Annotated in this window: 8 protein-coding genes, 1 tRNA gene and 1 pseudogene; 7 read left to right on the top strand and 3 right to left on the bottom strand. The window is 55.1% G+C overall.

Going from position 1 to position 12,189, the window contains the following annotated elements; all coding sequences use genetic code 11:
* Positions 1 to 1,257 (bottom strand): annotated as a pseudogene (locus QZV76_RS05520) (dicarboxylate/amino acid:cation symporter); the annotation flags it as partial.
* A 41-nt stretch (positions 1,258 to 1,298) separates the two neighbouring features.
* On the opposite strand from QZV76_RS05520, the gene QZV76_RS05525 reads away from it, so the two are divergent.
* From QZV76_RS05525 to QZV76_RS05545, 5 genes are all read left to right on the top strand, one after another.
* Positions 1,299 to 1,913 (top strand): hypothetical protein, encoded by a 615-nt coding sequence (locus QZV76_RS05525; protein WP_290598868.1) that lies wholly within the window; start codon positions 1,299 to 1,301, stop codon positions 1,911 to 1,913.
* A gap of 203 nt (positions 1,914 to 2,116) precedes the next feature.
* Positions 2,117 to 4,927 carry a type I DNA topoisomerase gene (gene topA, locus QZV76_RS05530; protein ID WP_290598869.1) on the top strand — a complete coding sequence of 937 codons (2,811 nt, stop codon included), beginning with the start codon at positions 2,117 to 2,119 and terminating at the stop codon, positions 4,925 to 4,927.
* Positions 4,928 to 5,056: 129 nt separating this feature from the next.
* Positions 5,057 to 6,457 (top strand): dicarboxylate/amino acid:cation symporter, encoded by a 1,401-nt coding sequence (locus QZV76_RS05535; RefSeq protein WP_290598870.1) that lies wholly within the window; start codon positions 5,057 to 5,059, stop codon positions 6,455 to 6,457.
* A gap of 62 nt (positions 6,458 to 6,519) precedes the next feature.
* Entirely contained in the window at positions 6,520 to 7,824 is a 1,305-nt protein-coding gene (locus QZV76_RS05540) for a DNA polymerase III subunit delta' (RefSeq protein ID WP_290598871.1), read from the top strand.
* 71 nt (positions 7,825 to 7,895) lie between these two features.
* A tRNA-Thr gene (locus QZV76_RS05545) sits at positions 7,896 to 7,971 on the top strand.
* Here the strand turns inward: QZV76_RS05545 and QZV76_RS05550 are convergent.
* On the bottom strand, positions 7,959 to 9,134 hold the full coding sequence (locus QZV76_RS05550; protein WP_290598872.1) for a serpin family protein: 1,176 nt from the start codon (positions 9,132 to 9,134) through the stop codon (positions 7,959 to 7,961). The genes QZV76_RS05545 and QZV76_RS05550 overlap by 13 nt on opposite strands.
* 69 nt (positions 9,135 to 9,203) lie before the next feature.
* Here QZV76_RS05550 and QZV76_RS05555 point away from each other — a divergent pair, with 69 nt between their 5' ends.
* Positions 9,204 to 10,115, top strand: coding sequence for a Dyp-type peroxidase (locus tag QZV76_RS05555; RefSeq protein WP_290598873.1), 912 nt, complete (start codon positions 9,204 to 9,206; stop codon positions 10,113 to 10,115).
* Between the two features lie 68 nt (positions 10,116 to 10,183).
* Entirely contained in the window at positions 10,184 to 10,450 is a 267-nt protein-coding gene (locus tag QZV76_RS05560) for a GlsB/YeaQ/YmgE family stress response membrane protein (RefSeq protein WP_290598875.1), read from the top strand.
* Positions 10,451 to 10,631: 181 nt separating this feature from the next.
* Here the strand turns inward: QZV76_RS05560 and QZV76_RS05565 are convergent, their stop codons facing one another.
* Entirely contained in the window at positions 10,632 to 11,726 is a 1,095-nt protein-coding gene (locus QZV76_RS05565) for an alpha/beta fold hydrolase (protein WP_290598876.1), read from the bottom strand.
* Between the last annotated feature and the right edge of the window lie 463 nt (positions 11,727 to 12,189).

Genomic DNA, 12,189 nt, shown 5'->3' on the forward strand with positions numbered 1-12,189 from the left:
TGCACTGTTCACGCTATTTGTACTCGCTGTGGCTGTGGTGGCTAACTGCTTACGGCTCATGCCCTCCAGGATCGTGGCTAGGGCGCCGTCACCGGTTACGTTCGTAGCAGTGCCGAAGGAGTCTTGGGCAAGGTAGAGGGCAATCATGAGGGCGATCATGGTGGGGTTGAACCCCAACATGGACTGTAACGCGCCCAACGCCGTCATAACAGCACCACCGGGAACGCCAGGGGCAGCCACCATCATGACACCTAGGACCAGGATCAGCGGAAGCATGGAGCTGAAACTGGGAGTGTGGCCATGCGTCATTGTCACGACCGCGGCGGAACAACCGGTAATAGTAATCATGGACCCCGCCAGGTGAATATTGGCATTCAGAGGAATAGCGAAGTCAGCAATGCGGGGGTGCACGCCGGCTTCCTTCGCAGACCGAAGAGTAACAGGAATAGTGGCAGCGGAGGACTGCGTCCCTAGGGCCGTCACATAAGCGGGCATCATGCGCCCAAGCAGGGTGAAGGGGTTTTCTTTACGAACTAGCCCAGCGATGGCATAAACAATTAGCAGGAAGACCCAGTGCAGGATCAGGACCATTACAAACACTTTGCCGAACACGCGGAGAATATGCTGCACCTGGCCGGCGTACGTCATGTTGGCAAAAACAGACAGGATATAGATGGGCAGCAGGGGAATGATGACGTAGCTGAGGAATTTCTCAATAATGGACCGGAAGTCCTCCGCCAGGTCATACATGCGGGTGGAGGAGAGTCCTGCCATTCCCAGCCCCAAAAGGAACGCAAAAATGAGGGCCGTGGTAACAGACATCATCGGCGGCAACGTAAACGGCAACGTTTCCACCCCGTTGGCGTCCACCGTCACCCCATAAGGTTTAACAAGTGAGGCAGAAGGATCCGAGATAGCGGTGGCGGTAGCGCCTTTCAGAATATGCGGGTAGAGGGCAAGTGCCGACAGTAATGCCATAATGCCGGCAAGAACGGTAGAGGTGTAGGCTATAGCAACTGCTTTACCGAGAAGTTTTCCTGCACCACGGCCAATGGACCCAATACCGGGGGCAATAAACCCCAGAATGATCAGTGGGATAGCGAACCCCAGTAGTTCGCTGAACACCATGCCGAAGGTGGCAAAGACACGGACGGGAACATCAGTGCCGCCCTGGCGGCTTGCCCATCCCACTAGGATTCCTAGAAGGATTGCAATGATGATCCATGCCAGTAGTGGGATCTTCCGGATTAGTCGCATGGTAAAACCCTACCCTAGGAGTGGAAGGTATCCTGTAGAACGTGAAACAGCTGACTTTCTTCGATACGGGTCTTGTCCCCGTCACCCCCGCTGACCTGGGAGCGATGCTTGTTGCCCAGGGACAATGCCAGCTGCTTTTTGGAAATTCGGATACGACACGCGGACGGCGTCGGAAACCAGTTCCGCAGTCGGCGCGTCTTTCTGTGCTGCTGCATAGTGAGTGGCGAGCGCGTCAACTCTGCGAACTAGCGAGCATGGTAGACGTCACGGTTTCCCAGGAAACCCCTGATGACAATAGTTGGCTGGTGCGTATGGAGGGGCCAGCACTTCTTCCCGTGGCGCAGGAGTGGACAAAAGGTGCGGTTAAAACTGTTCCCGCACAGTGGAGGCTCTCGGATAGAGCATTGCAAGTGTGGGCACTTGTGGCGGGTGTACTAGATGAATCCGGCATGTGTTTTGGCCTAGATGCGCATATCGCCCAGCATGAAGAACTGCGGAAACGAGCGGCGGAGGCGTTGCAGAAACTGGGTGCGGCATCGAGCTATGTGGGCCCGCGGGCTGGAGGGCCAGCGTTGCGGGTAGTGGGGCAGCGGCGTCTTGCCAACGTTATGACTATTGTGGGGGAGCCCCCAGAAGACGGCTCCTGGGACGCCTAAAGTACATCCAGTGGGGGCCTAGCAAGGCGCATGACAGATGCCTAGAAATATGTTTGTGGGTTTTAGATGCCAAAAGGTTGCACTTTTTTCTGCCCTTATATATAAGGTGTAGTTTCAAAGCCTTTATTTTTGGCCTATGCTAGCGAAGCATAGGGGCGAGTGGACATAACAGCTCACTCCATTTGAGGAAAGGTCGCAGTTTAGTGGCAGCACAGGCAGCAGGTAAGTACCATCTGGTGATTGTCGAATCGGCAACAAAAGCCGACAAGATTCAGAATTATCTAGGTGATGGCTACATTGTGACCGCATCCATTGGCCACATTCGCGATCTCCCCTCCGGCGCCGCCGACGTTCCCGCCAAATACAAGAAAGAAAAATGGGCACACACCGGCGTTAATGTTGACGATGATTTCACCCCCCTCTACGTGGTGAATCCCGACCGCAAAGCTAAAGTGCGCGAGTTGAAAGAACTGCTGAAAGACGCCGACGAACTGATTCTCGCCACAGACCCCGACCGTGAGGGTGAAGCCATCGCCTGGCACCTACTGGAAGTTTTAAAACCTAAGGTGCCCGTTAAACGCATGGTGTTCCATGAGATCACCCCCGAAGCCATTAATGATGCCATCACCAACACCCGCGACCTGGACCTCGATCTGGTGGAGGCACAGGAGGCACGACGCATCGTTGACCGCCTCTACGGCTATGAGGTTTCTCCTGTTCTCTGGCGCAAAGTAATGCCGCGTCTTTCCGCCGGCCGCGTTCAGTCCGTCGCCACCCGCATGATTGTGGAACGCGAACGGGAACGCATGGCTTTCGTCTCCGCCGGCTACTGGGACCTTACCGCCCAACTATCCGCCCCCGACCGGGCAAGCGACACTCATGCGGTAACCACCTTCCCCGCCAAACTGGTGGAAGTGAATGGTCAGCGCATTGCACAAGGCCGCGATTTTGACGATAAAGGCCAGCTGAAATCCGGCAAGGCCACCCAGAATGTCATGGTGCTTGATGAGGCCGGTGCCCACAGTCTGGCAGAAGCCTTGCAGGGCTTGCAGGGTGGTGCAGGCCAGGGCCTAGCCGTCACCAGCGTGGAAGAAAAACCCTACACGCGCCGCCCCTACGCGCCCTTCATGACGTCCACGCTGCAGCAGGACGCTGCTAATAAACTGCACTTCTCGTCTGACCGCACTATGCGTATTGCCCAAAAACTCTACGAAAACGGGTACATCACCTACATGCGTACGGACTCCACCACCCTGTCCACCGCCGGCATTAATGCTGCCCGGCAGCAGGTGCGTGAATTCTTCGGCGAGGAATACCTCTACCCGAGTGTGCGTCAATACAACCGCAAGGTGAAGAATGCGCAGGAGGCACACGAAGCTATCCGCCCCGCCGGCGACCACTTCGCCTCCCCGGACTCGCTGAAAACTGTTCTCGGCCCCGAAGAATTTAAGCTCTACCAGCTTATTTGGCAGCGTACTCTAGCGTCACAGATGGCTGATGTTAAAGGCACCACCATGACAGTGCGGTTGGAAGGCACTGCCCCCACCGCTCCCGCTACTCCTGTTGCCCTTACCGCCTCCGGACGCACCATTACTTTCCCCGGTTTCCTCAAAGTGTATGGTGCCGGGTTTAGTAATGAACGCGGCGACGACCGTGGGAATGATGCAGAGTCCGGGAAGAACGTACACCTGCCGCAGCTGGCGGAAGGGGACACGGCGGCCGTCACCTCCGCCACCCCAGAAGGCCACATCACCAACCCGCCAGCCCGCTACACGGAGGCAAGCCTAGTGAAGGCAATGGAGGAGCTCGGCATCGGCCGCCCCTCCACCTACGCCAGCATTATCCGCACCATCAACGACCGCGGCTACGTGGTAAAACGCGGTTCCGCACTGGTACCCAGCTGGGTCGCTTTCGCCGTTGTCGGCCTGATGGAACGCGGTTTTGAACGCCTTGTGGACTACAACTACACCTCCGATATGGAAGATGAACTGGACGCCATTGCGGAAGGTAAAGAAAACCGTAGTCGCTGGCTAAGCGCCTTCTACTTCGGTGCCGATGATGCCGCCCTGCAAAAATCCGTGCCAGGCAAAGGCGGACTGAAAGGCCTTATTGAGCAGAATCTGGAATCCCTAGACGCCCGCGAAATTAACTCCCTACACCTCTTCGACGACGAGAATGGTGTTCCCGTCTATGTGCGTGTCGGCCGCTACGGCCCCTACCTGGAGCGGACCATAAAATCCGACACAGCCGCCCCAGTTGTGGAACGCGCAAACATTCCCGACGCCGTCACTCCCGACGAGCTAACGCGGGAGAAAGCGGAAGAACTTTTCGCCGTCCCCTCCGAGGGACGAAAACTGGGCCGCCACCCGGAAACCGGCTACGAAATCCTTGTGAAAGATGGTCGCTACGGCCCCTACGTGCAGGAAGTATTGCCGGAGGAGGACCCCGGTAAACCAAAAACTGCTTCGCTTTTTAAATCCATGGATGCGAAAACTGTCACTCTGGATGAAGCAGTGCGCCTACTGAGCCTGCCGCGTCTCCTGGGAACTGATGACGACGGCGAAGAAATTGTTGCCCTCAACGGCCGCTACGGTCCCTACATTAAGAAGGGCAAGGAATCCCGCAGCCTGGAAAAAGAAGAGGATCTTTTCACCGTCACCCTCGACGAGGCGAAGAAGCTACTGGCTGCTCCGAAGACGCGACGCGGCCAGAAAGCAACGGGGCCACTGCGTACCCTCGGTGAGGACCCGGCCACAGGTAAACCCATTGAGGTGAAAACTGGCCGCTTTGGCCCCTACGTAACGGACGGGGAAGTGAATGCGTCCCTGCGGAAGGCCGACAGTGTGGAAACTATGACGGCTGAGCGTGCCAGTGAACTCTTGTCCGATAGGCGGGCGCGTATCGCGGCCGGTGGTGGCAGGAAGAAGACCACCAAGAAGAGCACGGCGAAGAAGACTACAACAAAGAAAGCTGCCAGTACAAAAGCTGCTAGCGCGAAAGCCACCACCGCATAGTGTTCTGCTTCACTTGTGTGACAAGATATATCGCCACAATAGAAGCGTGACGAAAATAACGCATAGCGTGACAAGCATATTGCTTCACGCTATAGGAGAGAATTTTCCCCTCCGCGGTAATGTTTTTCCGTGCGTATAATTCGTAAGATTCCGCTACTGGTATGGATCCTTGTTGCCATTCTGTTAGGCATCCTCGTAGGGTGGGCAAGCCACTGTGGTAACACCGACATACCAGTACGTATTTTCGCCACTTTTGGCATGCTGTTTAACCAGCTCTTAGGCTTCGCCATTCCGCTCATTATCCTGGGATTCATCGCCCCTGGTATTGGCTCCATTGGCCGTGGCGCAGGGAAAATGCTTGGCAAAGCCGTCGCCATCGCCTACGTGTCCACAATTCTGGCCGGCTTTATGGCACTTATTGTGGCGTCCCTCCTGTACCCGCATATCCTCAATGGGTCCACAGCGGCAGCCGTCACCAATCCTTCCGCCTCGCTCGTTAAACCCTATGGCGTTACCGTGGACGCAAACGGAACGGAAAATCTACCGTTTACACTTCCACCCATCATGTCCGTTACCACCGCCCTCATTTTCGCGTTCCTCCTGGGGCTTGGTATGACGGGGCTGTCCTCCACCCGCATGTATGACCTGGCGGAGGACTTCCGGTCCATTGTTGAGAAATTCCTCAGCTACGTCATCATTCCGCTACTCCCTATCTACATTCTCTCCGTGTTCGCCAACATGACGTATGCCGGGGAAGTACAGCACATTCTCCGCGTGTTCGGCAAAGTGTTTGTGATGGTTCTGGTCCTGCACTGGGTTTTCCTCCTCCTGCTCTACGGTGTTGCTGGACTAGTGCGCAAACGGAATCCCTTTACCTTCCTGAAACGCATGATGCCCGCCTATGTAACAGCCCTGGGCACGCAATCTTCCGCCGCCACTATTCCCGTTACCCTCCGGTCGGCTAAAGAAGCCGGCGTGCATTCCCGCATTGCTGACTTCGCTATTCCTCTAAATGCCAATATTCACCTGGCCGGTTCCATGATTACTATTACGAGCTGTTCGGCAGCCGTCTCCACCATGGTGCAAGGCCACGTTCCCCGATTCAGTTCCATGATTCCGCTGATCCTGGTTCTGGGTGTGATGATGGTGGCTGCCCCCGGTGTTCCCGGCGGCGCCGTCATGACCGCGGTAGGTGCACTGCAGTCCATGCTGGGCTTTAGTCCCACTATGATCGCTCTTATTATTGCCCTGCATTTAGCGCAGGACTCCTTCGGTACCGCCACGAACGTGACCGGTGATGGTGCTCTCGCCGCAATTCTGGAAGGTATGAGCAGTAAACAGTTGGACATGCCTACCACGGCGGAAAATATGGCGAATGCGCAAGCCACCGCCGATGCTACCGGGCTTGCACACTCTGACGCCGCCGCTGCAGGTATTGAGACTGCAGAGACTGCGCCACAACCTTGCCGTGTACGACGAAATAAGCAACGGAGAAATAAACAGCAGGAGGATGAAAAGCCGCAGCACTAGCGGATAGTATGGCAAGTACAGCAAGTATGCACTTGCACAAGAAGACGTTGAGGTAGTGTCGCGTGAGTGTTTTTGATCGCCTGGCAGGCCAGGAAGATGTTGTCACGCAACTACGCGCTGCTGCCCGCGCCGCCCGCGCAATGATAGTAGCGGCCGACGGTACCAGCACAACCGGTGGTACTGTCGCACCGGCTCAACAATCTGAGTCCACATCTGTGGGCGCGCCTACGTCCACGCTAACGTCTGCTGGTAAGACGGGTAAAGCCAGTGCGGAGATGACGCACGCGTGGCTTTTTACTGGCCCGCCCGGCTCGGGGCGTTCCGTGGCGGCACGGTGTTTCGCGGCGGCACTCCAATGCGATAACGCAGACGAACCCGGCTGCGGAACATGCGATTCTTGCCGTGCGGTAATGGAGGACCGTCACCCCGATGTCACGGTAGTGCGCCCCGAAGGTCTCACCATTTCGGTAAAAGAAATCCGCGGCATTGTGACGCGTGCCAGTACGTTCCCCGCCACCGGACACTGGCAGATCGTCATTATCGAGGACGCGGATCGGCTCACGGAGCAGGCCGGGAATGCGCTTTTAAAAGCGGTGGAGGAGCCTCCCTCACATACGGTTTTTATTCTCTGTGCCCCCTCCGATGATCCGCAGGACATCATGTTGACACTCCGGTCCCGCACCCGGCACGTCTATATTCGCATGCCCAGTACAGATGCCATAGCAGAGTTACTAGAGCGGGAGGGAGCCAGTCCGGAGCAGGCCCGCTGGGCGGCGGCAGTATCGGGCGCCCATATTGGGCGGGCGCGGGCTCTTCTCAGCTCGGAGGAGGCGCGTAACCGCCGGCACCGTATCCTAGAGTTGGGACAGGCAACAATGCGGCCCGGCCACGGATACGATCTGGCTGTACGCATGGTACAGGACGCGCGGGCCGCTGCCGTGGCCGCTAATAAGGACATATCAGAGCAAGAAACTGAGGAACTACGCACAGCGCTTGGGGCAGGAGGAACCGGAAAGAGTGCGGCTGGTGCTTTACGCGGCTCCGCAGGTGCGCTGAAAGATTTAGCGGATGCGCAGAAACGTCGCGAAACCCGCATGATGCGGGATTCCATAGATTTGTCGCTAACCGATTTGGCAACCTTCTACCGCGATGCATTAATGCAGGCCACAGGTGCATCAGTAGAGGTGGTACACGTGGATGCGCAGCGGGCGACGGCTGCTATGGCTCGTGCGTTTTCGCCAGAGGCGCTACTACGCTGCATTGATGTTGTGATGGCGACACGTGCAGAAATTAGCCAGAATGTGAAGCCAGAAGTGGCCGTGGGTGGTATGGTAGCCCGCATTAGCCTGGCTTTAGTCGCACGGTAAAATTGACGGCATTATTTTTCTTTAACTGCTATCCTCCGCTAAAGTTAACGTGCACTCCTTCGTGAGTGCGTGCCGCTTTAGCTCAGTCGGTAGAGCGATTCACTCGTAATGAATAGGTCAGGAGTTCGATTCTCCTAAGCGGCTCCATTATCTGGCTCACTATTGTCTGGCTTGTGAATAGCCCCCATATACACTGGCACGTCCGTTGTCTCGTCCCGAATAACAAGAAGGAACGGGTGGTCGCACGTCAACGGCGGGTGGGGTGTGCGCGCCCCAATGCGGGCAGACGTGAATGACATCATTTCCACAGCTGCAGCAGCCTGCGTACCGTGCTCGTCAACATCAAGTATTACCTGCTGAACATAATCGTCGATGCCTTTTACCTGCGGCGACATTGCGCTAAAGTCAGCGTTCTCAAAAAGACTCGCCAACCCCATACAACCAAGAGAAGACCGAAGACTATCCGAAGAACTCGTATGAATCCGGGGAAGTTTCACCGTAAGCGGTAAACGTGAGGACTCCTTCACCGCCTGAAGAGCACCAATAATAATTCCCGGGGTTGCCTTCAGTGGACTGGCACCCTCCGGGGGAACAATAATATCGCAGCTCACGCCCCCCACGTAGGGAAGTGTTGTGGCACGCCAGCCCTCATATTCCCCATAGAGAAGATTATGGGTAAGGGACATCATGCGGCAGCGACTACGCTCCCCACTCATCAGGAAGAAATCAGTATCCTCCGTGTTGTTGACGGGGAAGGGCTCCTCCCAGGACGCAGTGAGTGCCATAACACTTTGCAACACAATAACAGTGTCGGCAGTAACCGTTATACCAGACGTGGGAATAAGTCCTTTTGTGTTGCGGTACACCCAATTATCAAGATTATGGCGGGCCTTTTCCGTATCAGCAAAGTTAACATGATGCATCGTGCCACCCAGCGTTGCCATCGTGGCCGCAAAACCTCGCTGAAGAGGAAGCCCCCGCTGGGAAACCGCCCGCGTGGCGGTAGAAACACCATCAGAAATAGCAGCAATAGTGTCAGAAATTTCCCGTAGATTAGCCTTATGGGACACACACAATACATCTAGTATGTCGTCCAGAGTATGCCCGGCGGCACCCGCCGCAGCGGTAACCAACGCCATGTTGAGACACACAGGAGACGTAAGAAAATTACGGCTTTCCGCCACTCGGTCGGCTATAGAGCCAGGCTGCTTCGCCATGGACTGCACGGCGGTAAGGCCTAACTGGTACGCCTTCGGGGCAAGCGCACTACGCAACGGACCATTACACGTGGGAAAAGCGTTTTGATTCACCCTTATACCCTACGTCTTTGCCAGCCTAATACCAGGAATGAGCGTAGTGCGATGGGTAGAATGTAAGCCATGAACGCACAGTCTGGACTATTTGCCTTCGGGGCAACAGAACATCTCTTTCTTACCTTTGACCTTACCGCCGGAGCTAACGTGCAAGAAGCACTACAAACTCTCGCCGTAGCCGGCAACCCCGCCACCACCGATATGGTGAATGTGGTGGTGGGCGTCCGCCCCAGTCTCTGGGCAGAAATAGCAGATGCAGAGGACATCCCAGCAAACGTGCACGACTTTTCTGAGGCAAAAGGCGAAGACGGTTTCACCATGCCCGCCGAGCAACACGATTTCTGGATCTGGATCAGTGCCGCAGGAATGGACGCATGCTGGGACTGGGCCCGGGAAATCATTATCAACTTCGGAAATAATGTTCGCATGACCTCCGAGCATCGCGGCTGGGGCTACCACGGAAACCTGGACCTTACCGGTTTCGTTGACGGCACCGAAAACCCCGGCCGTCTAGAAGCCCCGCAGCATGTGGCTGTACCAGATGGACAGCCAGGCGCCGGATCCTCCATCCTCCTCTTCCAACCCTTCGAGCACACAAAATTCAACTGGTACGAAACCAGCGTGCCGGAACAAGAACAAGCAATCGGCCGCACCAAACTGGACAACATTGAATTCGATGACGACGTAAAACCCGTCTCCGCTCACGTTGCCCGCACCAACATTGACACCGACGAACGCGAAATAAAAGTATGGCGCCGCAACGTCGCCTACGGAGACATGCACCACCACGGCACCCTCTTCGTTGGCTTCACCAACGAGCAGTGGAAACTAGAAGACATGATCGACCGCATGACAGGCTCCGACGGTGTCCACGACACCATCATGAACTTTATGCACGTCACCGGTTCCGCCTGGTTCGTCATCCCCAGCGTGGAAGCCATGCTGAAATTCCTCCCCGAGGATGACGACGAGGACTAAAGAGGATTAAACATCACCGCTCTGGTGTTGACCGTAATAACTGTAGAAACTCACGGAAGGAATAGCTCATGCATCTCGCCTTTGGATTCCTAGGCTGGATTATTTTTGGTGGACTTGCAGGCTGGCTTGCCTCAAAGGTCATGAAGACCGATGAGCAGATGGGCGTATGGGCCAACATTGGCGCCGGCGTAGCAGGCGGTTTAATCGGCGGAGCTATTCTCGGCTTCGCCCTTGGCAAAGACAGCGCCGGATTCTTCTGGAGTTTCGTCACCGCTTTCCTGGGTGCCTGCCTCATCATTTGGATTGTCAAGGCCATCAAGACCCACAAGAATTAGCCATCACCACAAACACACGCCGATACAAACACGTAAATAAGTGCCAATACGGATACATATCGGCACACAAATAAAGTTATGCCCCCGCTCAATTGGTAGCGGGGGCATAACTTTTCTGCAGCTCTTATGCATTATCAGTATGTATACGCATTACAGATGCAATTGTGGGGGATAACTAGGTTTAGCGAGCCCACTGAGTGCCAGCACACGTTATCTGCGCATCCTGCAGAGCACGAAGAATAAGAACCTGCACGGACTTATTCGTGGTGAGCTTATTGTGGCTGAGCGTCTCACCAGGCTTACACACATCCTCAACCGTCACATTATGAACAACCGCACCCGGAAGAGCCTTCAAGAAGGTTGCATCGTAAGGGGTAGACGTCATGTCATGCTTCGTAGCAATTGCCGTGTAGCGCACGCCGGGCATGGAATCCGGAAGCGAATTAATGTAACGCACCATCGGAGAACCCACTAGCTGCTGGATAGCGGCACTTGAAAGAATAGCGGAAAGATCCCTGGCCAAAGTGGGGAACTGCCACACGGGGAAAGCGGAAAGACCCATCATAGTGGTGCCGTGGTTAGTACCGGCAAGGGTGATGGAATGCTTAGTGCGAAGGTTTCCGCGGAAATCATGCATCCACAGGTGGAAGACTAGACCAGCCTGTGAATGGCCAATGAGGTCAACTTTTTTAGCGCCAGTAAGCTTTAGAACCTTATTGACGTAGTTATTCAGCTCAATGGCAGAAGAATAAATATTGTTGGTGGCGAACTTGCCGGCCTTAGCGTTGTGATAGATGGCGGAACGCGCATCAAAACCATAGTTCATGGCGAAGATGCAGTAGCCCTGCTGCTGCAGGAAAGGAGCAAGATCCTCCCACTTCTGCGCATTGGCCCACGTACCATGAACAAGAACAACCGGGTACGGGTGCTGCTTGGTCAGTTTACAACCCGGGGTACGAATTTCCGGGACAGTGCTGTAAACACTGGGATCCGGGATCTCAGTATTTTGCGGATCGGCATAGGGCCAGGGCTGACCTGTGGTAACGCCAGCCGCTTTGCGGGCCTGCGCAAGTGAGGTGTCAGGACCGTAGCTGGCCTTGTGGACAGGAACATTGGGGGCGGTCCGGAGGAAACCTTCACCTGCAGCTGGTAGTTCAGCTGGCAGGTTAGTTGGTAGGTCTGTAAGCGGAGTCGCCTGGGCAACAGTAACAGTGCCAGTAAGAATAGCGCAGCTAGCAAAGAAACCAGCCGCAGTACGAATAATCTTGCTGTGCATGAGGTAATCCTCGGGACGTGACCCCGTCGGGTCTGGACAGATTAATAAACGTATATGAGTAATAGTTGACAAATACTGTGAATCGGTCAAGCGCTATTACCACCAGTGGCAATTATATGGCGCAGAGAACAAACACTATAGGCCTTTTTCAACATGGTCTTTCTAAGAAATACCCTGGTGGCAAGGAACATTCTGCTGGTCGTAAACAGATTCTGACAGCCTTGAGGAAATAGTCTGCAAGTCCCAAAAGGATGGCCTGCCATTACTGAAGAAATAATCGACCATCAGCGAAAGAAAAATTCTGCAGTTCGCACAGAAAAATAGGAACTTTCATAGGCTTCTGTGGTGCGAAGCAAGGAGAAGTAGGACCTCCATGGGAGAAAGGAGTGTGGTTTACTGTGCGCGGTCATTATTTTGGTGACGAAGATCGAGAAGAAGATTAGTGGTGTGATGAAGCCTGTAT

This window comes from Lawsonella sp. (genome assembly GCF_011525565.1).
GTDB lineage: Bacteria > Actinomycetota > Actinomycetes > Mycobacteriales > Mycobacteriaceae > Lawsonella > Lawsonella clevelandensis_A.

Coding starts and splice junctions, on each gene's coding strand:
- QZV76_RS05555 (WP_290598873.1), top strand. CDS start 9,204: ATGAACGCACAGTCTGGACTATTTGCCTTCGGGGCAACAGAACATCTC.
- QZV76_RS05560 (WP_290598875.1), top strand. CDS start 10,184: ATGCATCTCGCCTTTGGATTCCTAGGCTGGATTATTTTTGGTGGACTT.
- QZV76_RS05565 (WP_290598876.1), bottom strand. CDS start 11,726: ATGCACAGCAAGATTATTCGTACTGCGGCTGGTTTCTTTGCTAGCTGC.